This is a genomic window from Paraburkholderia sp. RL17-368-BIF-A (genome assembly GCF_046054045.1).
GTDB classification, from domain to species: Bacteria; Pseudomonadota; Gammaproteobacteria; order Burkholderiales; family Burkholderiaceae; genus Paraburkholderia; species Paraburkholderia graminis.
Genome location: NZ_JARESN010000001.1, coordinates 432,939 through 459,325 on the forward strand (window position 1 = coordinate 432,939; position 26,387 = coordinate 459,325).

Below are 26,387 nucleotides of genomic sequence, written 5' to 3' on the forward strand. Positions count from 1 at the left end.
GAAACGAATCGCACCACACCCACACCACACCACATCACACACGGAGCCTCTATGAAGACCACACGCGTAAAGACGATGTTGAGCGCCGCCCTGCTCGCCCTGATGGCCGCGAGCACGATGGCATCGGCCAAGGAGTGGACCACGATCCGCATCGGCGTCGACCCGACGTACCCGCCGTTCGAATCGATCGCAAAAGACGGCACGGTCGTGGGCTTCGACGTCGACCTCGGCAATGCAATCTGCGAGAAACTGAAGGCGAAGTGCGTGTGGGTGCAAAGCAGTTTCGACGGACTGATTCCCGGCCTTCAGGCGCGCAAGTTCGACGTGATCCTTTCGTCGATGGCGGCAAACGCCAAGCGCCGCGAACAGATCGACTTCACCGACCGGCTGTACCGCAACCAGACGCGTCTGATCGCGAAGGACAGCGCGCATCTGCTGCCCGAAGCGTCGAAGCTCGCGGGCAAGCGCGTGGCGGTCGAGCAAGGCACCGTGCAGGAAACGTATGCGCGCGAGAAGTGGGCGTCGTCGGGCGTGGAAGTGGTCGCGTATCCGAGCTACGACCAGGCTTATTCCGACTTGACGGCGGGGCGCGTCGATGCGGTGCTGATGGACGCCGTGCAGGGCAAGCTGGGTTTTCTCGCGACGCCGGCCGGCAAGGGCTTTTCATTCGCAGGCGATGTGGTCTACGACGCGAAGATCATGGGCGACGGCGACGCGGCGGGCGTGCGCAAGTCGGAGCCGCAACTGCGCGATGCGTTAAACGGCGCGATTGCCGAATTGCTCAAGGACGGCACGTATCGCAAGATCGAAGCGAAGTACTTCGATTTCGACATGTACGGGAAGTAACAACCGTTTTTCTCGCTTGTTGCGTATGTATGCGCCGGATAGCCGCATCCATTGAACGCCGGCGCATCGATCCAGCTAAAGAGTAGCGAGCGTCGCCTCGCTCTTCCCCACCCCAACACCAAATCCCCCGCTAAACGGCTCCGTAACCTCCACGTCACGTTCGCCCACGACAATGCGCCATCTTTGACCCTCAGGATGGAGTCGGCATGTTTGCGTCACGAAGCCGTTTTCCGCTGCACGTCGCAGCGTTGTCGAGTGCGATCGTTCTGGCTGCCTGCGGCGGCGGCGGCGATGTCGTCGCCACTAATACGCCCGTCGCGGCCGTGCCGGCGCCGCCGGCCGATCCCGGTTTCGTCGACAGCGCGCCCGTGCCGGGCGTGCCGGCCTTCGTCGATAACATCGCGACGAACCAGCGCGGCGACGCGCGTTATGCAACGCTGTCGACCAACGCTGCGGTGCGTGTGGTGAGCCGCTTTCTCGACCTGTGGCAGCCGTCGACGATGCTGGTCGACGCGGGCGTGAGCGCGCCGGCCAACGGCGCGTTTCCGGCGATCGTGCCGTCGACCTGCTCCGGCCTGCCCGCCAGCGGCACGCCGTGCGGCACGATCCTGAACAGCGCGGTGCTGGGCGCCAACGTTCAATACGTGATCGACGCGACGACCGCGCGCACGCCGCAGCAGGCCGACGCCGCGTATTTCGACGACCGCCGCGGCAAGGGCTACAGCGTGACCGACGGGATGGGCCCGCTCGCCGCCGCATGGCGCACGGCGGCGCAGCAGACGACCAGCATCACCAGCGTGCCGCCGGACGCGACGACCGTGCTGTACAACGACTCGGGGAATAACGTCGGCGTCGGCGGCAGCACGAACGCGAGCTTCGGCAAGGTCGTCGATCTCTTGAACGAGATGGGCAACAACGCATCGACGGAACCAGCGAAACGCTTTTACAAGTACGCACGGCCGTATCGCTGGAGCGCGAGCGTCGTGGTCGCGCCGACGCTCGTTCCCGCGGAAAGCACGACACCCGCGACCGACGGCGGCTTCATCAGCGGTCATGAGGCCGAAGCGATGCGCGATGCGACGACGATGGCGTGGCTCGTTCCCGAACGATTCCAGGAAATGGTGAGCCGCGGTCTCGAACTCGGCGAGAACCGGATTCTCGCCGGCATGCACTCGCCGCTCGACGTGATCGGCGGCCGGATGCTCGCGCTCGCCGTCAGCGCGGCGAACCTGAACACGTATGCAAGCGACGCGCAGGCCGCCTACGTTCAGGCTCACCAGGCGCTGCAGCAGCTCAGCGGGACCAACGGCGCGAGCTTCGCCGCATTCGCTCGTTCGGGCACGGCGGCAACGGACCGCTTCGCCGATTACACCGCAAATAAAGCGGCATTCATGCGCCGCATGACGTTCGGCTTCGGCCCGATCGCATCGACCGATGCGCCGCCGCTTGTGCCCAAGGGCGCGGAAATTCTGTTGCAAACGCGCTTCCCGTACCTGAGCGCGGACCAGCGGCGCGTCGTGCTGAAGACGACCGAGATGCCGTCCGGCTATCCGGTGATGGACGACGCGGAAGGCTGGGGCCGCCTGAACCTGTTCGCCGCCGCCGACGGCTATGGCGCGTTCAACGGCAACGTGATCGTGTCGATGGATGCGTCGCAGGGCGGGCTCAATGCGGCCGACGTGTGGCGCAACGATATTGCCGGTGCAGGCAAGCTGACGCTGCAAGGCACAGGCACGCTGACGCTGTCGGGCAACAACCGCTACACGGGCGGCACGCAAGTGAGCGGCGGCACGCTCGCGGCGGGCTCGGCGAACGCGTTCGGCAGCGGCGACGTGTATGTCGGCTCGGGCGGCAGCGTGAAGATCGCGGCCGGCGCGCCGGTGACGATCGCGACGCGCTACACGCAGCTCGATAACACGACGCTCGAACTCGACATCGACGGCAACGGCGGCGGGCGTCTGCGTGTGGGCGGCACGCTGAGCGTCGTGGGCGGCACGCTGCATGTGAAGTTCGTGAACGGCTATGCGCCGAAGGCCGGCGATACCATCGCGCTGATCGACGGCGCGGCCGGCTCCGCGAAGTTCTCGACGGTGACGGTCGACGGCTTCAAGGCGACGCCGGTTTATACGGGGACGGGCGTGTCGGTGAGGTTGTCGGCGGCGTAATGGTTGTGGCTGTGCGGTGAACCGCGACGAGACGTTCGCTACTTCGAACGTCTCGTCTCCTCGCGCATCCTAGTGCGCACCTGCCGCCGCCCCGCCGCCACCGCCCTTGCCCGGCTTCGTGAGCCAGATCAGCGGAATGATCACGATAAAGATCATCGACGAAAGCCAGAAGATGTCGTTCAGCCCGAGCATCGCGGCCTGTGCATTCAGCGAGCGCTCGAAGAACGCCGCCGCCTGATCCATGTTGCCGCCGAGCGTCGTATGAATGTCCGCGAGCGCGGACGTATAAGCCGGATTGTTGACGCCCGACTGTTCCGCGAGTTGCGCGTGATGAAGGATCGTCCGGTTGTTCCAGCCCGTCGTGATCAGCGACGTGCCCACGCCGCCCGCGAATACGCGCACGAAGTTCGACAGGCCGGCGGCCGCAGGAATTTTATCGGGTGAGAGTCCCGACAGAATGATCGCGGTAAGCGGCGTGAAAAAGAGCGCCATCGGAATGCCTTGCAGCAGCGTCGGCAGCACGAGCGTATAGGTGTCGACGCCCGTCGTGTAATGCGAGCGCATCAGGAAAACCGCGGCAAAACCGACGAAAGCCAGCGTCGCGAGCACGCGTGCATCCGTCTTCGGCATGATCTTCGCCATCACGGGCGCGAGCAGCACCGCGAAGATGCCGAGCGGCGCGGTGACCAGACCGGCATCCACCGAACGATAGCCGAGATAGCCCTGAATCCATTGCGGCAGAATCACGAGGTTCGCGAAGAACACCGCATACGCGACCGAAATCGCAATCGTGCCGCCGCGGAAATTGCGTACCGCGAAGAGCCGGAGATCGACGATCGGGTTCTTTTCGGTGAATTCCCAGATCAGGAAAAACACGAAGCTGACCGCCGCCACGGCCGCGAGAATGCAGATCACCGGCGAGCTGAACCAGTCGAGGTCCTTGCCCTTGTCGAGCATGATTTGCAGCGACGCGACCCATGCGACGAGCGACATCAAACCCACTTTGTCGATGGGCAGTTTGCGCGCCGGCGTCTCGCGGTCGCGATAGATAAACCACGTCACGGCCGCAGCAAAGAGACCAACCGGAATGTTGATGTAAAAGATCCACGACCAGCTATAGCTGTCGGTGATCCAGCCGCCCAACGCCGGACCGGCAATCGGGCCGACCGTGGCCGTCATCGCCCACAACGCCAGCGCGGTCGAGCTCTTTTCCTTTGGATACGAGCCGAGCAGAATCGCTTGCGACAACGGAATCAGCGGACCGGCCACGGCACCCTGCAACACGCGCGCGGCGAGCAGGATCACCAGGTTCGGCGCGACCCCGCACAGCCACGAAGAAAATACGAACAGCACGATCGCGGCGACGAACAGCTTGATTTGACCGACGCGCTGCGTGAGCCAGCCCGTCAGCGGAATGGCGACTGCATTCGCCGCGGAAAACAACGTGATGACCCACGTGCCTTCATCGACGGATACGCCGAGGTTGCCCGAGATAGTCGGAATCGCAACGTTGGCGATGGACGAATCGAGCACGTTCATGAACGTCGCGAGGGCGACGGCGAAGGTCGCGAGAACCAGCTTTGCGCCGCTCAGCGGCGGCGGTGCGAGTTGCGTCGAGGAATTCATCTCACTTCCAGTACGAAGTCGCGAACAGGCCGGCAATATCTATCTGACCTGTCAGCTAAATGGATAAATGAAGACGCGATAACGAACGGCGTCACGTTCTGCACTTCAGCCCGCGCGTTTTGGCATGGCGGCGCTGTTGCGCTTGTCACGCGTGCCCTGTGCCGACGATACGACACGCTCCGTCGGTCCCGGATGCGCGACAACACTATTCCGCTCGATGATCTTCTGAATCTCCGCATCGGCCTGAGCCCCGTATTGCGCGAAGACATCGGTGCGGTACGTCGTATTCACGGCCGCGCCGAGTTGCGCGCCGGTGCTATCGCGTGTGTCCACATCGACCTGCATCGACAAGCCGATTCGTAGCGGATGCGCTTGCAGTTCCTTCTGATCGAGTTCGATGCGCGCGGGCAAACGCTGAACCACCTTGATCCAGTTGCCGGTCGCGTTCTGCGCGGGCAACGTCGCAAAGGCGCTACCCGTGCCCGCCGAGAAGCCGACCACGCGGCCGTGATATTCGACCTTGCTGCCGTACACGTCGGCCGTCAGCGTGACAGGCTGGCCGATACGCATGTTGCGCAACTGGCTTTCCTTGTAGTTGGCATCGACCCAGACGCCGTTGAGCGGCACTACGGCCATCAACGGCGTGCCCGGCGATACGCGCTGGCCCACCTGCACCGAGCGCTTCGCCACATAGCCGGTGACGGGCGCGGGCAACGTGTTGCGTGCATAGGCGAGGTACGCGTCGCGTACTTTCGACGCCGCGGCCTGCACGCTCGGGTGCTGTTCGATTGTCGTGTGGTCGGTCAGCGCGCGATTGGCTTCCGCCTGCTGACGCGCGGCGTCGAGCGCGGCCTGTGCGGCGGTCACCGTGTCGCGTGCATGCGCGATGTCTTCCGCGGACACCGCGCCCGTGTCGGCGACGGCCTGGCGGCGGCGCAGATCGTCTTGCGCCCGAGCCAGATCGGACTCTTTCTGCGCGATGTTGGCGGCGTAGAAATCGTTGTTCACGTACAGGCTGCTCACCTGGCGAACGGTCTGCCCCAGCATCGCTTCGGCGTTGCCGAGCGCGACTGTGGCGTCCGCGTTATCGAGCGTGACGACAGGGTCGCCCGCCTTCACGATCTGCGTGTCGTCGGCGTTCACCGCGACGACCGTACCGGTTACTTGCGGCGTGAGTTGCACGAGATTGCCGCTTACGTAGGCGTCGTCGGTCGTCTCGTGATAACGCGCATAGGTCATGTAATAGGCACCGTATGCCGCGACCGATACGACGACGGCTGCACCAAGCAGCGTGAGCAGCAGTTGGCGCTTGCGCGAATTCGGCTCGCTCGCGGCGGTGGGCGCGGTGGCCGCGGTGGCCGCGGCGGCATTGGGTGCCTTTGCTGTGTCTACGTTGGCGGGCGCCGCATGCGTCGCGTCGCGCTCCGGCGTGTTGATTTCACTCATGTCGATTCTCCAGGCAGATTCGGTCGTGGGTTATTCGGAAGGCCGCTCAACGCGCGGCGTCAACGGATGGATTCGATGCTTGCGTGCGCCCCGCATCGGTGTTCGATGTATCGACGAAGCCGCCGCCAAGCGCGGAAGCCAGCGCAATCTGCTGATCGCGGCGGCTCATGCGCAGGTTCGCCACGGCCTGATCGGCGGAAAGCGCGTTGACGTCGGCGTTCAATACGGTCAGTTGATTCGTCAGGCCCGCCTTGTATTGCACGAGCGCGAGTCTGTCGGCCTCGCGCGCGGCGTCCTGTGCCGCCTGTGCATCGACAAGCTGTGCATCGGTCGAGCGCACATTGGCCAGTTGCGATGCGACCTCGCTTAGCGCCGTCACGAGCGTCTGGTTGTAGGTCGCGACCGCGTAATCGAAGTCGGCGTAGCGGCCCTTCAATTGCGCGCGCAATGCGCCTGCGTCGAAGATCGGCAAGTGGATTGCGGGACCGGCCGATGCCGTTCGGCTAGCCGCCGTCAGAAAGCGGCCAAAGCCGAACGCATCGAGCCCGATTGCCGCGCTCAGGTTGATGTCGGGATAGAACTCGGCCTTCGCTTCCTTCACGTCGTGCGTCATCGCGTCGACGCGCCAGCGCGCGGCCACGATGTCGGGGCGGCGGCTCACAAGATCGGCGGGCAGGTTGTCGGGCAGACGGACTTCGTCGCCGAGACCGAGCGACGGCCGCGCAATCTGCAACCCGCGGTCCGGGCCCGCACCGAGCAGCGCGGCGATCTGGTAGCGCGTCGCGAGGATCTGTCCGTCGAGCGACTTCAGCGCGGCACGGCTCGTCGCGAGATTGGCCTGCGCCGTCTTGCGTTCGACCTCAGTATCGAGCCCGGTCGCAATGCGCCCCGCGGTAATGCGCTCGATCTGCTCACGCTGCGTGACCTCCTGCTGCGCGATGTCGCGCAACAGATAGAGGCGCGCAAGCTGGTTGTACGTGCGTGCAATCGACGTCGTCAGCGTCAGCTTCACGACCTCGGCATCGGCCTGACTCGCTTGAAGTTGCGAAATCGCGGCCTTCAGCGCTTCGCGATTCTTGCCCCACAGATCGAGATCGTATGAAGCATTCAACAAGCCCTTGTTTTCCGTTTGCCACGAGCCGCCGTACGGAGGCGGAACGAGCGCGGTGCCCGAGAATTGCTGACGCGTCAGCGAATAACTCGCGTCGACGCGCGGCATCGTGCCGGCCTTCGCGGTTTCGCTATAAGCAGCGGCCGCCGAGACGCGGGAGCGCGCCTGATCGAGCGTCGGGCTGCTCTTCAGCGCTTCGTCGATCAGCGCTTTCAGTTGCGCGTCGCCGAACTGGTCGGCCCAGTCCGCTGCGGGCCAGTGACCTTGTTCGGCGGGAATGCTTTGTTGCGTGGCGTACTGCTGCGGGCCGGCCGTCTTTGCGTCGCTGTGGATGCCCGCATAGTTCGCGCACGCCGACAGCACCGCGGCAAACATGATCGACACACCCGCTTTCAGCAGCCGTGAAGCGCGCCGTTCTTTCTTTAACTCGTTTCTCATTTGCTGACCTGTCAGATATATGGTTAAAAAAAAGCGCTCAGTCGCTCAGAAACTTGCCAAGCAGACGGCGCAGTTCATTGAATTCGTCGTGAGTGAAGCCTTCGAGCCGGGCATTCAGCACATCCGGCACAATCTCGGCGATACGCAGCGCAACCTCGCGGCCCGCTTTCGTGAGTCCGACGTTGACGACGCGGCGGTCGCCCGTGCTGCGCGAGCGCGTCAACAGACCCCGTGTCTCGAGTTTGTCGAGTGTGCGCGACATCAGGCCGGTATCGACGCCGAGATGACGCGACAGCGCCGCCGGTGTCGTGTCGATGCCCTGCAGTAGCGACAGCAAAATGCCGACGTGATGCGCGCGCACATTCAAGCCCTTCACCGCCGCGTCCATGTGCATCGCCATCAGATTGCGCGCCTTGCTGATCGCAAAGCCGACGCTATCCGTCAAATGAAAATCGGCCTTTGAATAGTGCGACATGCGTTGCTCCTCGTTGCCTGTCGACACAATAGTTGACATGTCAGATACTATCAACGGCGCCACATGGAACTCATTGTTTCATTGGCGGCGACAGTCTTTAGTTTTGCGGAGGCACGGGCGAAGCAGACGGAGCAGACGGCGAGCGCCGCGTTCAGTCGCTCAGGAATTTACGCAGCAAACGGCGCAATTCAACGAGTTCGGATTTTGTGAAGTCGTTCAGCCGTGCGTTCAGCACAGCGGGCGCGACGTGAGGAATCTGATCGGCGACGGCGGCGCCCTCTTTCGTGAGTGAAAGATTGACCACGCGGCGGTCCGTCTCGTCGCGCGAGCGCACCAAAAGGCCCTTGGTTTCGAGCTTGTCGAGCATGCGCGTCATCAGGCCCGTATCGATGGCAAGCATTTTCGACAGCTCGAACGGCGTCGACGCGAGGCGCTGGCGAAGCGTCAGCATGATGCCCATTTGCTGGCTGGAGATGTCGAGTTCCTTGAGCGCCGCGTCCATTTCGGCGACGATCAGGTTGCGCGCCTTCACCAACTGGAAGCCCACGCTCTCCGTCAGCCTGAAATTGTCTTTGGTGTAGTGACGCACGCGAGGCCTCCTGAATGATCCGATATAACTGACCAATCAGATATTATCAAATCAGGCCTCGGGACATCGGCGTTCGGTTTACCGCGGTGCGCGCACTCAGTGTCAGATACGAGCGTAAATCGAACTGCCGATCGTCAGCGTCGTCGCGCCAGGCGACGCAAAGCGGATCTCGTACAGGTCGCGTCCAAAGTTGCCCGGCACTTTGACGGACATGCCGCCGAGCGTATCGCTCACCGGCACGAACAGTTCGTAGCGAAGATCCTCGTTGCCGAACAGCACGTAGCCGGGAAGTTCAGCCAGGGTCGCGAAAAAGGCCGGCGGATTGCCAAGAACGACAATCGGCACGGCGCTCGGTGAATCGTTGGTCAAGGTCCATTGCGTGCCGACGCGTTGCTGCCACGCGCTGTCGAGCGGCGCCAGCGGTGCGAGTTGCTGGCCGACCGGCAGCGTCAGATACGCGTAGCCCGCGCCCGGCACGACCCGCTTCATCAGATAGCGATAGTTGAATGCATTGCCCTCGCTGTCGTTGCCCGACACGACGGTGAAGCGGTACGACGCCGTATCGGCAGCGCTCCACCACCAGCCGTCGCTGCGGTACTGGTACGCGCCGATCTCGGCCCAGCCTCGGGTATCGGCGTCCCACTGGTTGATCTGCAGACTGCCGTCCGCATTGGCGAGCACCTGATACGGCGAATCGGAATTGCCGTAAATGCCGGCGCCGCCCGCGATGCCCGGCCCCGATGCGGCCGGCGGCGCCGTGTTGGCGAGCTTCGCCGGCAGCGACGCAATCGTGCCGTCTTCCTTCAGCGCCGACAGCACCAGCGTTTCGGCAATAGCGCGAGCGTTGTATCCGGCATTGCCGGTCACCATCAGCGCGAACTTCGCATTGGGGACGACGAAAAATTCGGTCGAGTAGAACGCCGTGCCGCCGTCCTTTTCCCAGCCGAGCACGCCTGCGGCGTTGAGCGCGGGCTGGACCACGCTGTCCCAGCCCAGACCCCAGCGCCATTCCGGCGACGGGTTGATCGTCAGGCTTTTCGTCTGGTCGGCGCCCATCTCCGCGATGCCCGCGGCGGACACGATGCGCTGTCCCTGGAATACGCCGCCGCCGTAGATCATCTGCGCGAGATTCATCATGTCGGCGGGCGTCGAACTCAGTCCGCCGGTCGCGTACGCATTGACGAATTCCTGATGCTGCGCGCCCTTCACGTACGGCAGCGAGAACGATCCATCGGACGGCACACTCGTCAGATAGCTGGAGTTCGTCATCTTCAGCGGCGCGAGAATCTCCGACTGCACGAAGTCCGCGAAACTCCGGCCCGTCACGGCGAGCACGATCTGCTCGACCATCGTGAAGCCGTCGTTGCAATAGACGGCCAGCTCGCCGGGCAAATGCTTCAGATGCGAGTTGGCGAGTTCGGCTTGCGTGTCGGCGGCGTAACCGGCAACCGGCTCAAACGTGAAGAGATTGCGCCCGTTCGTGCCGGGCAAACCGGATGCGTGCGACAGCAGATGACGCGTGGTGATTCGCGCGTATTCCGGCGACAGCATCGTGAAGGCCGGCAGATATTTGACGATCGGCGTGTCCAGCGTGATGAGCCCGCGGTCGACGAGGATCGCCGCCGCAAGCGCCGGGAACAGCTTGCTGACGGAGCCGATGTTAAAGCGCGTTTGCGGCGTCGCCTTGATCTGCCCCGGCACCGACGCCACACCGAACGCCTGCTGCCAGACCACCGCGTTGCCCTTGACCATCGCGACGGAGATTGCCGCGACAGGAGTCGACGGATCGCTGACGGCCTGCTGGATCATCTGCTGACCGAGTGCAATGGTCTGCTGATAAGGCGTCGACTGCACCTCGTCGCTGCCGCAACCGGGCAGCATCGCGGCGAGCACGCCGGCGCCGGTGTAGCCGAGAAACTGCCGCCGGCCTGTGTTGAACGGAACCTCGTGATTGCGATCGTAGCTGGCCACGGCATTCCCCTTCGTTCTGGTTTGTTTCCAGGACCTGCAAAAGGCGCTTTGTTCAACCGCTTTGTTCAACCGCTTTCTTCAACCACGAGCCGCCGACGCGGCAAACACAATCTTCACCAGTTTCGACGCAGCGGGACGGCGTTTTTGAATAGGCCAGGCGCCGCCCTGCTCCAATCATAGCTGCGCGGCGCGTGCGCGAATAGCGGCGTGTCGAGATGCTGCGAAGCTATGGCTCAATAGAGCGTCCTTGCGCCTCGCCGCTCAATACGCGCTCAATACGCAAATTGCCGGTAGTTTTCATCGAACGTGCGCGCGGTTTCTTCGACCACCGGATTAAAGCGCAACAAACGCCGCGCGCGCGGCGGCAGTTCGGCGAGCACCTTGCGCGGCACGTCGATATGCACTTCGGGCCGGAAATACCACCCGCGGCTATAGCCGATCACGACCATCGGGCGCGGCACGCCGGTCAGATTCGGCGTGCCGCGATGCAGCCCGCGCACGTCGCGGATCATCACGTCGCCGACTTGCATCGGCACGCGCTCGGCTGGGAAGCGCCCCGCTTCCAGACCTTCCAATGCTTCTTCGCGTGAGATGCGATGCGTGCCGCGCGTCGTCTCGAGCGGCCCATTGCTATCGTCGACATCCACGAGCGGGAAGTTCACTGCAAGCTGAAACGACGGCGTTTCCGGCGCGTCGTCAAAGAGCGGCGGCGTATCGCGATGCCAGTCCTGGAACTGCGAGCCGAGCACCGGCGTATCGGTGGCGAGCTGGCACATCACCGGATCGCGGCCCGCCACGCGCTCCACGATACCGACAATGTCTTCATCGCAGACAATGGCCGGATCGGCAAAGAGGCCTTCGAACGGCAGCGTTACGTAATAGCGGCCGGGGCCGCGATTGCCGTTCGCGTCGGATTCGACATGAGGCTCGAGCAGCGGCGCGAATGCGTCGCGCCACGCTTCGATCGTCGCGCGCGGAAAGTGATTGCGCAACAGCACGAAGCCGTCGCGGTTGAACGCATCCGCGAGTGCGTCTCTCGTGCTTTCGTCGTAACGGGCCATGCGCGTCTCCTCCATGTCGGTTTGCAAAAAAGAATCGCATGCGTCGCTTTGGGTCGTCAATATTATTAGTAATACTCGGTGAAAACCCCGATCGAATGGGCGCCGATGCGCGTTGTTCATCGCTAATATTAGTGGTAAGTTTGCTGCACTCCAGCCGGCAAGCCCATGAAGAAGACGACCCAACGCCGCCCCACCATGACCGACATTGCGAAGCTCACCGGAGTCTCGCAATCGACGGTTTCACTCGTGCTCAACAACGCGAGCGGCGCGAAGTTCTCCGACGCCACGCGCGACAAGGTACTGCGCGCGGCCCAGGAACTCGGCTACCGGATGACGCAGCGCGAAACGAGCGCGCTGCCCTCGTTCGACACGGCACAGGGCGAACGCAACCTGATCGTCTATCTCGCCGATGAGATCTCCACGAGCCCGCATCCGGTCGTCAGCATCGACGGCGCGCGCGATGCCGCGTTCGCTCACGGCCGCATGCTCGCCGTGTATTCGACGCACGGCAACGCGGAGATCGAAGCCCGCGTGCTCGAAGCGACGCTCGGCAATGCGAACGTGCTCGGCGTGATCTACGCGACCGTGTACACCCGCCGCGTGACCGTACCCGCGGCGCTCGCGCGCGTGCCGACCGTGCTGCTCAACTGCTATTCGAGCGATGCCGATGTGTCGTCGGTGGTGCCCGCCGAAGTCGCGGGCGGCCACACGGCGACGGACTATCTGCTCGCGGCGGGACACAGGCGGATCGGTTATATCAACGGCGAGCCGTGGCAGGATGCGGCGCGCGATCGTTTGAAGGGTTATCGCACGGCTTTGGCGACGGCCGATTTGCCGTTCGCGCCGGAACTCGTGCGCGAAGGCGACTGGGGACCGGCGACCGGCTTCGAGGAAACGCTCTCGCTGATGCGCGAGCCGAATCCGCCGACGGCCATTTTCTGCGCCAACGATCTGATGGCGCTCGGCGCAATCGAAGCGCTCAAGCAGCTCGGCCTGCGCGTGCCCGACGATGTGTCCGTGCTCGGTTACGACGATCAGGAAATCGCGCGGCACACGCATCCGCCGCTATCGACCGTCGTGTTGCCGAACTACGAGCTTGGCAAATGGGCGGTCGACACGCTCTTGCAGGAAGAACACAACCGCGCGGCGGGCGCGCCCGTGCGGCGTCGCACGGTCAAGCTCGACGGACCGTTGATCGAGCGCGGCTCGGTCAAGGTCATCGCCGAAACGAAGCAACTCGCTATTAATAATATTAACGACTAGCCAGTGCATCTAGCTCTCTAGCTGGCGCTCTCGCAGCACGCAGTAGACCGGGCATCACAAGCATCGGCATTGACAAGAAGAGGCAAACCATCCTTATCGGAGGAAGACATGCTGTCGCTCACAAAGAAAACGGGCCTGCGCCCGATCGCTGCATCGTTTATCGCACTCGCTGCGCTCACCTTTTCCGCCGGCTTCGGCATCGCGCATGCCGCGGACGACGCGCTGCCGAAGATCCCAAACAAGAAGCCGCTGAGAGTCGGCTTCGCGCAGACGGAAAGCAATAACCCCTGGCGGCTCGCGGAGACCCGCAGCTTCAAGGAGATCGCCTCGAAGTGCGGCTGGCAGATGGTCATGACCGACGCGAACAGTTCCGCCGCCAAGCAGGTCGCGGACATTCAAAGCATGATCGCGCAGCACGTCGATCTGCTCGTGTTCCCGCCGCGTGAAGAGAAGCCGCTCGTGCCCGTCATCATGCAGGCGAAAAAGGCCGGCATTCCGGTGATTCTCGTCGACCGCAACGTCGATCAGTCGATGGCGAAAGCCGGCAAGGACTACATCACCTTCATCGGTTCGGACTTCATCGACCAGGGACAGCGCGCCGCCGACTGGCTCATCAAGGCGACCAATGGCAAGGCGACCATCATCGAACTCGAAGGCTCGACGGGCGCGTCCGCCGCGAACGATCGCAAGAAAGGCTTCGATGAAGTCATCGCCAAGAATCCGGGCATGAAGATCGTTGCATCGCAAAGCGGCGACTTTGCACGCGACAAGGGCCGCCAGGTGATGGAAACGCTGTTGCAGGCGCATCCCGACGTGACCGCCGTCTATGCGCACAACGACGAAATGGCGCTCGGCGCGATCGCCGCGATCAAGGCCGCGGGCAAGCAGCCGGGCAAGGACATCCAGATCGTCACGATCGACGGCACCAAGGGCGGACTCGAAGCGATCAAGGCAGGCGAACTCGGCGCGAGCGTGCAATCGAGCCCGTTCTTCGGACCGCTCGCCTGCGACGTCGCGCAGAAGTACGCGAAAGGCGAAACGATCCCGCCGTGGGTCAAGGTCTCCGATCGCTTCTATGACAAGAGCAACGTCGACGCGAGCATGCAGTACGGCTATTGAGCGACAGGTCGGCCTTCGCGGGCGCTTTTCCAAAGCGCCCGCTTTGTCGTTTCAGTTCTTTCGATGATGGATGACGCACGATGGCTCAAGCTCCGTTGCTCGACATGCAGGACATCGACATCTCTTTCGGCGGTGTCGCGGCGTTGAAACGCGCGCGGCTGACCGTGACGGCGGGCGAAGTGCATGCGCTGATCGGTCAGAACGGCGCGGGCAAATCGACGCTCATCAAGATCCTCACCGGCGCCTATCGGAAAAGCGCGGGCACGATTCGCTTCGACGGACGCGAAGCCGATTTCCGCACGCCGAAGGAAGCGCGCGAGGCGGGCATCAGCACGATCTACCAGGAAATCAATCTGGTGCCGTTCCGCTCGGTTGCGGAGAACATCTTTCTCGGACGCGAGCCGCGCCGCTTCGGGCTGATCGACTGGAAAACCGTGCAGCACCGCGCGGACGAACTGCTCGAATCGTTCGGACTGAAGATCGATGTGAAGAAGCCCGTGCGCGAATATTCCACAGCGATTCAGCAGATGGTCGCGCTCGCACGCGCGGTGTCGTCGGATGCGAAGATGGTCATCATGGACGAGTCCACCTCGTCGCTCGATGAACGCGAAGTCGAGTTGCTGTTCAGCGTCGTGCGCCGTCTTCGCGATGACGGACGCGCGGTGATCTTCGTCTCGCATCGGCTGGACGAACTATATGCGTTGTGCGATCGCGTCACCGTGATGCGCGACGGGCAAACCGTCGCCGAAAGCGCGATGCAGGACATGGACAAGCTCAGGCTCGTCACGACGATGCTCGGCCGCACGCTCGCCGCCGTCGTCCACGAAGACAGCGCGGTCAAGGAAGCGAATCTCGCGAAGCGCGGCGGCCTCGCGCTGAGTGCGCAAGGACTGTCGGCCGGCGCAAAAGTCGCGGACGTGTCGCTCGATGTGCACGCGGGCGAAGCCGTCGGCCTCGCCGGGCTGCTCGGCTCGGGCCGCACGGAGACGATGCGTCTGTTGTTCGGCGCGGATCGTCCGGAGAAAGGCACGCTGTCGATGAATGGCGAGACCGTCGCGTGGAAGTCGCCGAAAGATGCGATCGCGCATGGCGTCGCGTATCTGACCGAGGACCGCAAGGCCGAAGGCATCGTGCCGGAGTTGTCGGTGCGCGACAACCTCACGCTCGTGTGTCTGCCCGCGCTCACGAAACGCGGCATCGTGGATGTCGCGCGGCAGAAAGAAATTGTCGATGGCTTTATCGAGTCGCTCGGCATCAAGCTGCGTTCCGCCGATCAGCCGATCCGCGAACTCTCGGGCGGCAATCAGCAGAAGGTGCTGCTCGCGCGCTGGCTCGCGACGCATCCGCGTCTGCTGCTGCTGGATGAACCGACGCGCGGCATCGACGTCGGCGCGAAGGCCGACGTCGCGAAGATCGTGCGCGAATTGCGCGATTCGGGCCTGGCGGTGCTGCTGTCGGCGTCGGAACTCGAAGAGCTCACGGCGGTCGCGGATCGCGCAGTCGTTATCCGCGATGGACAGACCGTCGCGCAGCTCGACGGCGCGCAGATGAACGAGGCCTCGATCATGGACGCAATCGCACACGGCGCGGGCGAGCGGTCGACGCTGGCCGAAGCGGTGGAGGAAGCCAAACATGATCGATGATACGCAACGCGCGGCGCAAATCGTTCAGGCGCCCGCGAGGAAAAAACGCAGTGTCGCGATTCAGCGCGAGATCGTCGTGCTCGTCGCGATGATCGTCTTCAATCTGCTCTTCACGCCGCACTTCGTGTCGCTGCAAACGTTCAACGTCAACTTGACGCAAGTGGTGACGATCGTGATCGTCGGCATCGGCATGACGCTGGTGGTGGCCACAGGCGGCATCGATCTGTCGGTGGGCGCGTCGATGGCGATTGCCGGCGCGGTCGCGCCGATGCTCTTTATGAACATCGCGGGGCCGCCCGGCATTGCCCTCGCCTTCACGCTGCCGATCGTCGCGGCCGCGCTATGCGGCGTGTTCAACGGCCTGCTCGTCACGCGGCTTCGCGTGCAGCCGATCGTCGCGACGTTGGTGCTGTTCATCGCGGGACGCGGCATCGCGCAGGTCGTCACCGACGGCAGCCTGCAGGCCTTCACCAATCCGGCGTTTCAATGGATCGCGCTCGGCAAGGTCGCGGGCGTGCCCTTCCAGATTCTGTTGATGCTCGCGCTCGTCGCCGTATTTACGTGGATCGTGCGCAAGACGCTGTTCGGCAAGTATCTGCTGGTGACGGGCGGCAATGAAGACGCGGCGTATCTGTCGGGCATTCCGACCGTGCGCGTGAAGATGATCGCCTATACCGTCTGCGCGGCGCTCGCGGGACTCGCCGGTCTGATTTCGATTTCGGTGAATTCGTCGTCGGATGCGAACGTCATCGGTCTGGGCGTCGAGTTGGATGCGATCGCGGCGGTGGCCGTCGGCGGCACGGCGTTGACAGGCGGCAAGGCGTATATCACCGGCACGCTGATCGGTGCGCTCATCATCCAGTTGCTGCGTTACACGCTGCTCGCGCACGGTATTCCCGATGCGGCGGCGCTGGTGCTCAAGGCGGCGATCATCATCGTCGCGGTGTACGTGCAACGCAAGCGAGGCTGACGCTCATGAAGAAGAATCTGCCCATTATCAGCGCACTCGTAGCGCTGCTCGTGCTAGGCGTGACGCGCTACGAGCATTTCGCCGACGCGTACAACGTGCTTTCGTTCTGGCGCTACAACTCGATGTTCCTGCTGATCTCCATCGGCATGGCGTTCGTCATCATCACGGGCGGCATCGATCTTTCGGTCGGCGCGGTGGCGGCGCTCGCGAGTGTCGTGTCGGCGCTGGCGAGTCCGCATGGCGGCGTGGCCGCCGTGCTGGCGGGATCGTTAGCAGGGCTTGCTGTCGGCGTGCTCAACGGACTCGTCATCACGCGCATGCGTATTCTGCCGTTCATCGTCACGCTCGCGACGAGTCTCGGCGCGCATGGTCTCGCGCTGCTGCTCGGTCACAACGACGCGGTCGGCATCGCGTCGGATTCGAGCTTTGCGGGCTTCGGCCAGGGCGATCTGTTCGGCTTGCCGATTCCCGGCATCGTGTCGGCAGTCGCTGCGATTCTCGGCTGGATCGCGCTGCGCTCGTCGCGCTTCGGGCGGCATGCGCTGGCTATCGGCGGCAGCGAGGAAGCGTCGCGGCTCATGGGGCTTAACGTGGATCGCACGCTGGTCGCCGTGTATGCGGTGAGCGGTTTGCTCGCGGGCATTGCCGGCAGCATTCTCGCCGCGCAGTTCGGCGCGGGGCAGCCCAACGAGGGCGTCGGCTGGGAGCTGTTCGCGATCTCGGCGGTCGTGCTCGGCGGCACACGGCTGACGGGCGGCGAAGGCTCGATTGCGATGACGATTGCGGGCGTCGCACTGCTCGCGCTCGTTTTCAATCTGCTCAACTTCGAGAACGGGCTCGGCTATATCAGCTTGTCGGCTTACTGGCAGTCGGTGATTCGCGGCATGTTCCTGCTGCTTGTCATCGTGTTGCAGGCGCGCGTGCTGAACCGCAATCGCGGCGCGGTGAAACTCGCGCATTGAGTCGCAGCCGCAGCGCAACCGCAGCCGCAGCCGCCGGTTAGCCTTGCATCGTGAAGACGGTGCGCAAGCGGCTGCCGCTTTCGTTCCAGTGCGTCGCAAGTTCGGCCAGAGGAACGGCCTGCGTGGCGATCTCGAAGCGGGATGGAATCGCGGCATGCAACACCTCGCGCGTCGCGTTGAACAGCCGCTCGAGAGGAATGCTGCCAATTCCGCTGCCCATCAACATAATCGCCGATGCACGCAGCGCCGCGCCCGGCAGCGAGATGGTTGCGCCGCCAACCGAGCCGATCTGCACGAAGCGCATCGGATAACCACCCGGAAGCGACCGCGCCGCGCCCGTCAGCAGCGTGAGCGCGCTGGCGCCCCACAGATAATCGAGCACCACGTCGACGCCGTCATGAAAGTGAGGCTCAAGCGCGCGCTGCAATGCGGACTCTTCCTGATCGAGCGAAAGCACGTAATCCGCGCCCACGGATGCAAGCGTGCTGAGCGTCTGCGGATGCCGCCCTGTTGCGATCACCTTCGCGGCCCCGAGATGTTTGGCGATCTGCACAGCCAGCCGTCCCGACGCGCCCGTCGCGCCGTTGATCAACACGGTCTCGCCGCGAGCGAAGTGCGCGCGTTCGGTGAGCGCTGCCCACGACGACATGCCGGGAATCGCCATCGCCGCGGCGATGACGGGATCGAGCGTCTCGGGGATCTCGATGCACTGGCTTTGCGCGACGACGGTTCGCTCGGCGAGGCCGCCTGACGGCTGCTTCGGCGCGAAGAAATACACGCGCTTGCCGTCCTCGCGGCGGCGGCCCACACCGTCGATGCCCGCGACGAACGGCAGACGCGCCGATGACGAATAGTGCGTGCCGGACGCCCTGCCGCGCGTGATGTGACTGAGCGCCGAAGCCTCCACGTCGATTATCGCGTGACCTTCCGCGGGCGCGGGCTCGTCGATGTCGGAATACACCGGCATCTGACCGGCTTGCATGACGACCGCTGCTTTCATGACCGCGCCTCGGTAGCCGAATGAGTCGGTGCCCCGCTATCGATCCACTCGCGCAACTGTGGATCGCGAATCATCACGAAGTCGAACAGGCCGGACGCGCGCAACGCCGGCAGCGCCTCGCGGATATCGGCGGCGGCCTGGCCGCGTGCGGTCTCGCTTGCGCCGGGATCGGTCCACACACGCGCATTCGCAAAAAAGGCCGCGATCGTGCCCTTGCGAATCGTCACGCCGCCGACATCGACGGAATCGGCATGGTCGGGAAGAATCTGTTCGGCTCGCATCGTGATGAACTCCTCGAAGTGGTAGTGAGTTCAGTCTAGAGATGCAGTGCCGGGTCGTCTCAGGTATAAATGCCATTCGATACGGATTTCGAGCCATGACTATTCCGCTGATTCGTCCAGAACTGCTCACAGCGCCTGACGTGCCCTTTCTGATGGCGGGAGAACTCACGCAACGGGCGTCGCGCGAAGTGGCCCCGCACGCGCATGCACGCGGGCAGTTGATGGGCGCGTTGAGCGGCCTCGCGTCGGTCGGCGTGGGCCGGCAGCAATGGGTCGCGCCCGCCATTTACGCCATATGGGTGCCGCCGTATTGCGAGCATTCGATGCGCTCGCATGGTCCGTTTTCCGGCTGGAGCGTGTTCATTGCAGAGGAGCGGTGTGCCGGGTTGCCCGCGCAACCGCGGGCGATCCGCACGACGCCTTTGCTGCGCGCGGCCGTGCGCCGCGCGGCGAGCTGGACTGGCGCATTGCTCGATGCGCAGCAGGCGCGGGTTGCCGAAGTCATCATGGATGAACTGGCGGCGTCGAAGGCCGAGTCGCTGAATTTGCCGAGCCCGGAAGACCCGCGGCTGATGCGCATCACCGACGCGCTGGCCGCCGATCTTTCCGACTCGCGACGTCTCGAGGAATGGGCCGAGTGGGCGGGACTGTCGCCGCGCACGCTGAGCCGGCGCTTCGTCGCCGAGACGGGACTCAGCTTTGCGCAGTGGCGCGCGCAGGCGCGCCTGCTTCGCGCGCTGGAACTCGTCGCCGAGGGCGTCAGCGTGACGACCATCGCGCTCGAACTCGGCTATGAAAACGTGAGCGCGTTTATCGACATGTTCAGGCGCGCGACCGGGACCACGCCGGGGCGCTATGCGGCGGCGGCGACGTCAAATCAAGAACCGGGCTGCGCCGCGTCTCGCGCGAGGGAAAACCCCTAAACCGCGCCACGTCCCCGCCCCACGCTGCTTTCACCGCTTCTTGCCGCGAATCGTTAGCCTCGCGATAACAAATGCTTGCCGAAGGTGATTGAAACCGGGTCTCTGTGTCCCATAGACTCGGCCATGCCCTAAAGAGCCGCGTTGTGCACGCAATGCTGGCTCGTAAGCGGTCAACCCCACCCGTTAGCAGCCCTTGCACAAAACGCGGGTAAGACACTAAAGCAAGAGAGTCGACCGCGGTCGACAGGAGACAACAGATGATCATCTACGGAACGGCGCTGCTCGCTTTCTGCCACCTTGCGGGACTCTTTCTCGGCGATCTGCTCGGGGTCGCGATCGGCGTCAAGACCAACGTCGGCGGTGTCGGCATCGCGATGCTGCTGCTGATTTTCCTGCGACTCTATCTGCACGGCAAAGGACTGCTGCCGAAAGAAACCGAGGCCGGCGTCGGCTTCTGGGGCGCGATGTACATCCCCGTCGTCGTGGCGATGGCGGCCAATCAGAACGTGGTCGCCGCGCTCAAGGGCGGACCGGTCGCGCTGCTTTCCGCGTTGGGCGCGGTGGCTGTGTGCGCCGTGTGCATCGCGGTGCTCTCGCGCACCGGACGCGACAGCACCTCGTTCATCAGCAGCCCGCAACCCGAAGAGATCTGACGCAGGAGCCAGCCATGATCCATATGATCGACAAAGTACTGATACAAAACGGCCTCGTCACTGCGTTCGCGCTCGTGGGACTCATCATGTGGGTGTCGTCGATGATTTCGCGCAAGCTCACGTTCGGGCGCGTGCACGGCTCGGCGATCGCCATCGTGATCGGCCTCGTGCTCGCGTATTTCGGCGGCGCGTTCACCGCGGGTCAGAAAGGTCTCGCCGATTTGCCGCTGTTCGCGGGCGTCGGCTTGATGGGCGGCGCGATGCTGCGTGACTTCGCGATCGTCGCGACCGCCTTCGAAGTGCAGGCCACCGAAGCGCGCAAGGCCGGGCTCATCGGCGTGCTGTCGCTGCTGCTCGGCACGGTGCTGCCGTTTATCGTGGGCGCAAGCGTCGCGCATGCGTTCGGCTATACCGATGCGGTCAGCATGACGACCATCGGCGCCGGCGCGGTCACGTACATCGTCGGACCGGTGACGGGCGCGGCGATCGGCGCGAGCTCCGACGTGATCGCGCTCAGCATTGCAACGGGTCTCATCAAGGCGATCATCGTGATGATCGGCACGCCGCTCGCGGCCAACTTCATGGGTCTCAAGACGCCGCGCTCGGCGATGATTTTCGGCGGCCTCGCGGGCACGGTCAGCGGCGTGAGCGCGGGACTCGCGGCGACCGATCGGCGGCTCGTGCCTTACGGTGCGCTGATCGCCACGTTTCATACAGGCGTGGGCTGCCTGCTCGGACCGTCGCTGCTGTTCTTCGCGACGCGCGCGCTGGTCGGCGGCTGAGCGGCGACGCAAATGCGCAGCCCTGGTTTATGTGTCAGCCTTCGTTTAGCCTTCGTTTCGCGTACGAAGACGGCACACGGCCATCAGCGCGAGCAGATTCGGATCGCGCTCGCGCGCCCGCAAAAAACTCACGCCGATGGTCTGGCGCATCCGGTATGGCGGTTTGAGCGCGATGAGCTGCACCTTGTCGCCGAACACGTCACGCACGCGGCCCGGCAACAGCGTATAGCCGACGCCGCCGCTCACGAGGTTCATCAGCGAGAAAATGTCGCCGACTCGCATGGTCACGTTGGGCGTGAACTCCGCGACGCGAAACGCTTCCTGAAAGCCGTGATAGGTCGCAAAGCCCTCGCCGAGCGAAACGAAAGTTTCGTCACGGCAGTCGCGCAGATCGACCGCTTCGAGATTGGCATACGGCGAGTTGGCGGGCGCGGCAAAGAAAATGTCGTCTTCGAAAAGCGGAATGGATTCGATCTCGGGCTCGGCGTCGGGCAAGGCCATCAGCGCGGCGTCGATGGCGCCCTGCTTGAGCTTCTCGATCAGTTCGGCATTCGGGCCGAGCACGAGTTCGACCTGAAGCGCGGGCCGCCGCACCTTGATGTCGACGACGATGCCCGGCACCGTCCTGATGGTCAGCGAATAGAGCGAGCCGATCTTCAACCGGTCCGATGAATAGCCCGCCGCTTCGCGCGTCGCACGAATGCCGTCGGACATCAGCGTGATGACTTCCTGCGCGACGTCGGCGAGCATTTGCGCCGCATCGGTCGATCTGAGATTGCGGCCTTCGTGGCGAAACAGCGCGCAGCGCACGCCCTGTTCGAGCGAATGCAACGCGCGATGCACGCTGACCGTGCTCACGTTCAGCGCTTCGGCCGCCTTCGCGAGACTGCCGGTCTGCATGAAGGCGAGCAGCACTTCCAGTTTACGAAAGGTGATTTCGTCGTCGATTCGGTCGCGCATGTCGAGCTATGGAACGGTCGGAACCGTCCATTATCGGCTCGTGCGCGCCTGCTGCAAATAGCGTTAATCCCTCACGCGCCGGCGAGCTTGCGGCGCGTGCGTGCATACATCACGTCGGAGCCGGCCGCGCTGTCAGTGGCGATGCTGATGATGCCGCAACCAGTTCCACACGGGCGCGTGGTCGAGTTGGCGCAGCAATTGTGCGCGGCGATGCTCCCGCCGATAGTGGCCGACCGCGAAGATGATGCCTATCGCGAGCACCGCGCAGCCCATTACGATGCTTACCAGTTGTTCGTCCATGACTACTTTCTCGTCAATATTTCGATGCAACGATGAGAGGTTCGCCGCCTAGCGTTTGCGCGCCACCGCGTTGAGCATGGAATGACCTGCACAAGTGACATGCAGGCGCTGGTGTCCGGAAGCGAGGTCTTCGAGTGCGACGAGTTGCCGTTCAAGCAGCGTGTCGAGTTCTTCGCGACACATATCGATCTGATCCGGAGCAGCCTTGACCAACATGAGGGTGGCAAACTCCTTGGGGCTTAGCATAGTTGTCTCTCTCCAATGTTCTATTAATGCAGACGGAAGAATCAATTACCGGCCGTTGTATCTGAAAAGATAAAATGGCGGGAAGTCTTTCCGCTTTATATTGTTTGCGGCAGCGATGCGCCGGGGAAATAATTGTAAACTGAAATGATGCAATTCCGCCGCATGAATAAATGGATCGGCGTGTGGGGGCCGATAGCGATGGTTTAAACATATGATATGCAATCGGCGACCAGGCGGGCACGCGGTGGATCGGGATAGGGCGACCGGGCAAATGAACCTTTGAGGCTGAAAAACGGCTATTTTATTTTTAATCGCCCGCTTTCATTAAAAGTTCTTAAAACGGGTTATCAGCTATCGTGCATTTCGCGAATCGCGAATTAAATCGCCGCATTCGAATTACGCGAATTTTTAACGCCGCTATGGCGAGTTAATAGCCGCGCGTGACGCGCGCGCGACCACTATCCGTTATCGCGGCACGATCCTCGGCCGACGCGAACGTGCGGCACGCCACGGGCCGCGCAAGCGCGCCGGACGAGGATTGGCCGCGTGCCGTTGTTGCAGGCCGCCTTCGTTTTGCACCGACGACATCCCGATGCCGGCGTCGTGCTCGTCGTTGAATCCGCGGGCCGAGTCGATCGCGCGCAGCATCGTTTGCAGTTTTTTCAGCATCGCAGAAGAGGTTCCTCGTTAGGCGCGCCCGAACACTCAAGCACTCAAGCCGCATTAAGCCGCGCCAGCTCCGTATCGACCAGGAGCTTCTTCAACTCCGGCACGCACGAGCCGCAGTTGCCGCCCGCCTTCAGACACGCGGTGATGTCGGCGGCGCTTTTCAGGCCGTGCTCGCGTATCGCCGTGCATATCGTATTGCGCCCGACGCCGAAGCACGAACAGATGGTCGGCCCCGTATCGGCGCCCTTGCCGATCGACTGGCCGGAGAGCACGCCGATGCGGTCCGCGTCGTCGAGCTTGCCCTTTGCAAAGAGGCTCGCGAGCCATTCGCGCGCAGGCAGGTCCGGGCGCGCCGAGAGAAACACGCAGTTCTCGATGCGATCGTCGACGACATGCACCGCGCGATAAACGCCTGCCGCGCGATCCTCGTATTCGAGCCAATCGGCGTGCGCATCGTCGACACCGAACAGCGCCCGCGCCCACGCGCCGCGATCGCCCTCTTCTCCTGGCGGATTGCGGCCGGCCAGTTCATAGCGCACGAACTGCGTGCCCTGCACGCGCGTCCAGTACGTGACGCCGTCGAGAACCGGCGCGCGGCGGCTCAGCGAAAAGCCATGCCACGCGACATGAAACTTGTCGACGCGCACAGGCGTGTGCTTGAACTCGGGCTCGCCGGAAACCGGATCGACCGACGGATTCACCACGGCCCCCACGCGCGCGTCGGACGCCACCTGATCGTTCCAGTGAATCGGCACGAACACGCTGCCGCGCGGCATGCCGCCGCCGTATTGCACGCGTGCGACCATCGCGCCCCAACGGCTCGACACTCGCGCGAGGTCGCCTTCGCGCACGCCGCACAACAACGCATCCTGTGGATGCATGTCGACGAACGCCTCGGTCACATGGCCCGCGAGTTTTTCGGACCTGCCCGTGCGGGTCATCGTGTGCCACTGGTCGCGCACGCGGCCCGTGTTGAGCGTCAGCGGATAGTCGTCATCGGGCGCATTCGCGGGCGCGCGCGGCGGCGTGGCGATGAAACGCGCGCGGCCGTCCGCATGGCTAAAACGGCGATCGTCGAAAAGACGCGCGGTGCCGGGTGCGGTCGTGTCGCCGGCCGTGTCGCTGGCCATGTTGTTATTGGCGCGTACGGGCCATTGAACAGGCTGCAACGATGAGTAGCCGTCGCTGCCGAGGCCCACCAGCCCCGCCAGATTGAACGCGCGACGCACGCTGTCGCCGTGTTGGCTATGCGATTGGCTTTCGCTCTCGCCGTTGCGCCATGCACTCAACCGCGCATGCTCGTCGAAGATCTCCTGCTGGCTCGCGAATTCGAAGCCCGCATAGCCCATGCGCTTTGCCACATCGCAGATGATTTGCCAGTCCGCGCGCGCCTCGCCCGGCGCGGGCAAGAACGCGCGCTGACGCGAAATCCTGCGCTCCGAATTCGTGACGGTGCCGTCCTTCTCGCCCCAGCCGAGCGCCGGCAACAGCACATGAGCGAACGCATTGGTGTCCGTGCGCTCGACAATGTCGGAGCTGACCACGAGTTCGCAGCGCGCGAGCGCGCGCTTCGCCTGATCGCTGTCGGGCAGGCTCACGACCGGATTCGTGCCCATGATCCACACGGCCTTGACGCGTCCTTCCTCGATCGCCTCGAACAGCTCGACGGCTTTGAGCCCCGCGCGCGATGCAATAACCGGCGCGCCCCAGAATTGCTGAACGAGTTCGCGATGCATCGCGTCGTCGAGTTCGAGATGCGCGGCGAGCGTGTTCGCGAGACCGCCGACCTCGCGCCCGCCCATCGCATTCGGCTGTCCGGTGAACGAGAACGGCCCCATTCCCGGCTTGCCGATGCGTCCCGTCAGCAAATGGCAATTGATGATGCTGTTGACCTTGTCGGTGCCCGCGCTCGACTGATTGACGCCTTGCGAATAGACCGTCACCACACGCTCGGTGCGCGCGAACAGGCGGTAAAACTCGAGCAGATCGTGCGGATCGACCTTGCACGCCTTCGCGCATTGGGCGAGATCGAAGGCCGCTGTCGTGCCCGATACTTCACCCTCAGAAGCAGCGGCCAGTGCCTGCGCAAAACCGTTGGTATGCGCATCGACAAACTGCGCGTCGATCGCACCATGTTCCGCGAGAAAACTGAGCAGCCCGTTGAAAAGCCGCACGTCGCTGCCTGCGCTCAACGGCAGATGCAGATCGGCCATCTCGCACGTCGCGGTATAGCGCGGATCGATCACAACGACTTTCATGTCGGGCCGCGCTTCCTTGATCTTGACGATCCGCTGGAACAGGATCGGATGACACCACGCCGTGTTCGAACCAACCAGCACGACGAGATCGGCGAGTTCGAGATCTTCGTAGCACACCGGCACCACGTCTTCGCCGAAAGCCCGCTTGTGTCCCGCAACGGAAGACGACATGCAGAGCCGCGAATTCGTATCGATGTTCGCGCTGCCGACGTAGCCTTTCATCAGCTTGTTCGCGACGTAGTAGTCCTCGGTCAGCAACTGGCCCGATACGTAGAGCGCGACCGCATCCGGCCCGTGTTCGTCGACGATCCGGCGAAAGCCGTCCGCGACCGCATCGATTGCTTCGTCCCACGAAACATCGCGCAACGCGCCGCTCGCGCGCTCGCGCATCTTCGGATGAAGCAGCCGTCCGTCGAGCCCGATCGTTTCGCCGAGCGCCGAGCCTTTCACGCACAGGCGTCCAAAGTTCGCGGGATGCTGTTCGTCGCCGGCAATGTCATGGCCGCCGTCGGGGCGCGCTCGCGCGCGCACGCCGCAACCGACGCCGCAATACGGACAGGTGGTTCTGACAGCATCGCCGCTGCCGGACGTGCTCGAAATAGCGATGGGAAAACTCACGGTGTGTTCCAG

23 protein-coding genes are annotated in these 26,387 nt (G+C 63.6%); 10 read left to right on the plus strand and 13 right to left on the minus strand.

What is annotated here, in order from left to right; genetic code table 11:
- Positions 1–51 precede the first annotated feature (51 nt).
- Both P0D87_RS01905 and P0D87_RS01910 read left to right on the plus strand, forming a co-directional pair.
- Entirely contained in the window at positions 52–846 is a 795-nt protein-coding gene (locus P0D87_RS01905; RefSeq protein WP_006051045.1) for an ABC transporter substrate-binding protein, read from the plus strand.
- A 206-nt stretch (positions 847–1,052) separates the two neighbouring features.
- The gene (locus tag P0D87_RS01910) at positions 1,053–3,011 is read left to right on the plus strand and encodes an autotransporter-associated beta strand repeat-containing protein (RefSeq protein ID WP_053857951.1); all 1,959 of its coding nucleotides are present in this window, start codon (positions 1,053–1,055) and stop codon (positions 3,009–3,011) included.
- Between the two features lie 69 nt (positions 3,012–3,080).
- Here the strand turns inward: P0D87_RS01910 and P0D87_RS01915 are convergent, their stop codons facing one another.
- From P0D87_RS01915 to P0D87_RS01945, 7 genes are all read right to left on the minus strand, one after another.
- A complete protein-coding gene (locus P0D87_RS01915) occupies positions 3,081–4,637 on the minus strand; it encodes a DHA2 family efflux MFS transporter permease subunit (RefSeq protein ID WP_006051047.1) in 1,557 nt (518 codons plus the stop codon).
- Between the two features lie 105 nt (positions 4,638–4,742).
- The gene (locus P0D87_RS01920; RefSeq protein WP_053857950.1) at positions 4,743–6,083 is read right to left on the minus strand and encodes an HlyD family secretion protein; all 1,341 of its coding nucleotides are present in this window, start codon (positions 6,081–6,083) and stop codon (positions 4,743–4,745) included.
- A gap of 46 nt (positions 6,084–6,129) precedes the next feature.
- On the minus strand, positions 6,130–7,632 hold the full coding sequence (locus tag P0D87_RS01925; protein ID WP_006051049.1) for an efflux transporter outer membrane subunit: 1,503 nt from the start codon (positions 7,630–7,632) through the stop codon (positions 6,130–6,132).
- 37 nt (positions 7,633–7,669) lie between these two features.
- Positions 7,670–8,107, minus strand: a complete 438-nt coding sequence (locus tag P0D87_RS01930; RefSeq protein WP_053857949.1) for a MarR family winged helix-turn-helix transcriptional regulator — start codon at positions 8,105–8,107, stop codon at positions 7,670–7,672.
- Positions 8,108–8,258: 151 nt separating this feature from the next.
- A complete protein-coding gene (locus tag P0D87_RS01935) occupies positions 8,259–8,696 on the minus strand; it encodes a MarR family winged helix-turn-helix transcriptional regulator (RefSeq protein WP_053857948.1) in 438 nt (145 codons plus the stop codon).
- Between the two features lie 102 nt (positions 8,697–8,798).
- Entirely contained in the window at positions 8,799–10,667 is a 1,869-nt protein-coding gene (locus P0D87_RS01940; protein WP_053857947.1) for a serine hydrolase domain-containing protein, read from the minus strand.
- A 272-nt stretch (positions 10,668–10,939) separates the two neighbouring features.
- A complete protein-coding gene (locus tag P0D87_RS01945; RefSeq protein ID WP_053857946.1) occupies positions 10,940–11,728 on the minus strand; it encodes a phytanoyl-CoA dioxygenase family protein in 789 nt (262 codons plus the stop codon).
- 165 nt (positions 11,729–11,893) lie between these two features.
- Between P0D87_RS01945 and P0D87_RS01950 the strand changes: the two genes are divergently transcribed.
- From P0D87_RS01950 to P0D87_RS01970, 5 genes are all read left to right on the plus strand, one after another.
- Positions 11,894–12,991, plus strand: coding sequence for a LacI family DNA-binding transcriptional regulator (locus P0D87_RS01950; protein ID WP_006051054.1), 1,098 nt, complete (start codon positions 11,894–11,896; stop codon positions 12,989–12,991).
- A 108-nt stretch (positions 12,992–13,099) separates the two neighbouring features.
- Positions 13,100–14,110, plus strand: coding sequence for an ABC transporter substrate-binding protein (locus P0D87_RS01955; RefSeq protein ID WP_006051055.1), 1,011 nt, complete (start codon positions 13,100–13,102; stop codon positions 14,108–14,110).
- An 80-nt stretch (positions 14,111–14,190) separates the two neighbouring features.
- Positions 14,191–15,753 carry a sugar ABC transporter ATP-binding protein gene (locus P0D87_RS01960; RefSeq protein ID WP_053857945.1) on the plus strand — a complete coding sequence of 521 codons (1,563 nt, stop codon included), beginning with the start codon at positions 14,191–14,193 and terminating at the stop codon, positions 15,751–15,753.
- Positions 15,743–16,723: an ABC transporter permease gene (locus P0D87_RS01965; RefSeq protein WP_053857944.1), complete on the plus strand. Its 981-nt coding sequence runs from the start codon at positions 15,743–15,745 to the stop codon at positions 16,721–16,723. The genes P0D87_RS01960 and P0D87_RS01965 overlap by 11 nt, the downstream gene beginning before the upstream one ends.
- A 5-nt stretch (positions 16,724–16,728) precedes the next feature.
- A complete protein-coding gene (locus P0D87_RS01970; protein WP_053857943.1) occupies positions 16,729–17,685 on the plus strand; it encodes an ABC transporter permease in 957 nt (318 codons plus the stop codon).
- Between the two features lie 37 nt (positions 17,686–17,722).
- Here the strand turns inward: P0D87_RS01970 and P0D87_RS01975 are convergent, their stop codons facing one another.
- Both P0D87_RS01975 and P0D87_RS01980 read right to left on the minus strand, forming a co-directional pair.
- Positions 17,723–18,685 carry a quinone oxidoreductase family protein gene (locus P0D87_RS01975; RefSeq protein WP_053857942.1) on the minus strand — a complete coding sequence of 321 codons (963 nt, stop codon included), beginning with the start codon at positions 18,683–18,685 and terminating at the stop codon, positions 17,723–17,725.
- Complete coding sequence (locus P0D87_RS01980; RefSeq protein WP_053857941.1) at positions 18,682–18,966, minus strand: hypothetical protein; 285 nt, start codon at positions 18,964–18,966, stop codon at positions 18,682–18,684. Before P0D87_RS01980 ends, P0D87_RS01975 begins: the two co-directional genes overlap by 4 nt.
- A 95-nt stretch (positions 18,967–19,061) precedes the next feature.
- Between P0D87_RS01980 and P0D87_RS01985 the strand changes: the two genes are divergently transcribed.
- The 3 genes from P0D87_RS01985 to madM all read left to right on the plus strand — a co-directional run bounded on the left by P0D87_RS01985 (position 19,062) and on the right by madM (position 21,324).
- A complete protein-coding gene (locus tag P0D87_RS01985) occupies positions 19,062–19,889 on the plus strand; it encodes an AraC family transcriptional regulator (RefSeq protein WP_053857940.1) in 828 nt (275 codons plus the stop codon).
- Positions 19,890–20,146: 257 nt separating this feature from the next.
- The gene (gene madL, locus P0D87_RS01990) at positions 20,147–20,542 is read left to right on the plus strand and encodes a malonate transporter subunit MadL (protein WP_006051063.1); all 396 of its coding nucleotides are present in this window, start codon (positions 20,147–20,149) and stop codon (positions 20,540–20,542) included.
- Between the two features lie 14 nt (positions 20,543–20,556).
- Positions 20,557–21,324: a malonate transporter subunit MadM gene (gene madM / locus P0D87_RS01995; RefSeq protein ID WP_006051064.1), complete on the plus strand. Its 768-nt coding sequence runs from the start codon at positions 20,557–20,559 to the stop codon at positions 21,322–21,324.
- Positions 21,325–21,369: 45 nt separating this feature from the next.
- Here madM and P0D87_RS02000 read toward each other — a convergent pair whose 3' ends face one another.
- From P0D87_RS02000 to P0D87_RS02015, 4 genes are all read right to left on the minus strand, one after another.
- Positions 21,370–22,284: a LysR family transcriptional regulator gene (locus P0D87_RS02000; protein ID WP_006051065.1), complete on the minus strand. Its 915-nt coding sequence runs from the start codon at positions 22,282–22,284 to the stop codon at positions 21,370–21,372.
- 132 nt (positions 22,285–22,416) lie between these two features.
- Positions 22,417–22,584, minus strand: coding sequence for a hypothetical protein (locus P0D87_RS02005; protein ID WP_006051066.1), 168 nt, complete (start codon positions 22,582–22,584; stop codon positions 22,417–22,419).
- Positions 22,585–22,632: 48 nt separating this feature from the next.
- Positions 22,633–22,830, minus strand: a complete 198-nt coding sequence (locus P0D87_RS02010) for a hypothetical protein (RefSeq protein ID WP_006051067.1) — start codon at positions 22,828–22,830, stop codon at positions 22,633–22,635.
- Positions 22,831–23,543: 713 nt separating this feature from the next.
- A complete protein-coding gene (locus P0D87_RS02015) occupies positions 23,544–26,375 on the minus strand; it encodes a nitrate reductase (RefSeq protein ID WP_053857938.1) in 2,832 nt (943 codons plus the stop codon).
- Positions 26,376–26,387: the final 12 nt, after the last annotated feature.

What these genes read in the sequence shown, in the direction of transcription:
- P0D87_RS01920 (WP_053857950.1), bottom strand. Translation starts at nt 6,083, where the DNA reads ATGAGTGAAATCAACACGCCGGAGCGCGACGCGACGCATGCGGCGCCC.
- P0D87_RS01915 (WP_006051047.1), bottom strand. Translation starts at nt 4,637, where the DNA reads ATGAATTCCTCGACGCAACTCGCACCGCCGCCGCTGAGCGGCGCAAAG.
- P0D87_RS02000 (WP_006051065.1), bottom strand. Translation starts at nt 22,284, where the DNA reads ATGCGCGACCGAATCGACGACGAAATCACCTTTCGTAAACTGGAAGTG.
- P0D87_RS02005 (WP_006051066.1), bottom strand. Translation starts at nt 22,584, where the DNA reads ATGGACGAACAACTGGTAAGCATCGTAATGGGCTGCGCGGTGCTCGCG.
- P0D87_RS02010 (WP_006051067.1), bottom strand. Translation starts at nt 22,830, where the DNA reads ATGCTAAGCCCCAAGGAGTTTGCCACCCTCATGTTGGTCAAGGCTGCT.
- P0D87_RS01945 (WP_053857946.1), bottom strand. Translation starts at nt 11,728, where the DNA reads ATGGCCCGTTACGACGAAAGCACGAGAGACGCACTCGCGGATGCGTTC.
- P0D87_RS01960 (WP_053857945.1), top strand. Translation starts at nt 14,191, where the DNA reads ATGGCTCAAGCTCCGTTGCTCGACATGCAGGACATCGACATCTCTTTC.
- madM (WP_006051064.1), top strand. Translation starts at nt 20,557, where the DNA reads ATGATCCATATGATCGACAAAGTACTGATACAAAACGGCCTCGTCACT.
- P0D87_RS01965 (WP_053857944.1), top strand. Translation starts at nt 15,743, where the DNA reads ATGATCGATGATACGCAACGCGCGGCGCAAATCGTTCAGGCGCCCGCG.
- P0D87_RS01970 (WP_053857943.1), top strand. Translation starts at nt 16,729, where the DNA reads ATGAAGAAGAATCTGCCCATTATCAGCGCACTCGTAGCGCTGCTCGTG.
- P0D87_RS01905 (WP_006051045.1), top strand. Translation starts at nt 52, where the DNA reads ATGAAGACCACACGCGTAAAGACGATGTTGAGCGCCGCCCTGCTCGCC.
- P0D87_RS01975 (WP_053857942.1), bottom strand. Translation starts at nt 18,685, where the DNA reads ATGAAAGCAGCGGTCGTCATGCAAGCCGGTCAGATGCCGGTGTATTCC.
- P0D87_RS01955 (WP_006051055.1), top strand. Translation starts at nt 13,100, where the DNA reads ATGCTGTCGCTCACAAAGAAAACGGGCCTGCGCCCGATCGCTGCATCG.
- P0D87_RS01910 (WP_053857951.1), top strand. Translation starts at nt 1,053, where the DNA reads ATGTTTGCGTCACGAAGCCGTTTTCCGCTGCACGTCGCAGCGTTGTCG.
- P0D87_RS01950 (WP_006051054.1), top strand. Translation starts at nt 11,894, where the DNA reads ATGAAGAAGACGACCCAACGCCGCCCCACCATGACCGACATTGCGAAG.
- P0D87_RS01930 (WP_053857949.1), bottom strand. Translation starts at nt 8,107, where the DNA reads ATGTCGCACTATTCAAAGGCCGATTTTCATTTGACGGATAGCGTCGGC.
- P0D87_RS01985 (WP_053857940.1), top strand. Translation starts at nt 19,062, where the DNA reads ATGACTATTCCGCTGATTCGTCCAGAACTGCTCACAGCGCCTGACGTG.
- P0D87_RS01980 (WP_053857941.1), bottom strand. Translation starts at nt 18,966, where the DNA reads ATGCGAGCCGAACAGATTCTTCCCGACCATGCCGATTCCGTCGATGTC.
- madL (WP_006051063.1), top strand. Translation starts at nt 20,147, where the DNA reads ATGATCATCTACGGAACGGCGCTGCTCGCTTTCTGCCACCTTGCGGGA.
- P0D87_RS01925 (WP_006051049.1), bottom strand. Translation starts at nt 7,632, where the DNA reads ATGAGAAACGAGTTAAAGAAAGAACGGCGCGCTTCACGGCTGCTGAAA.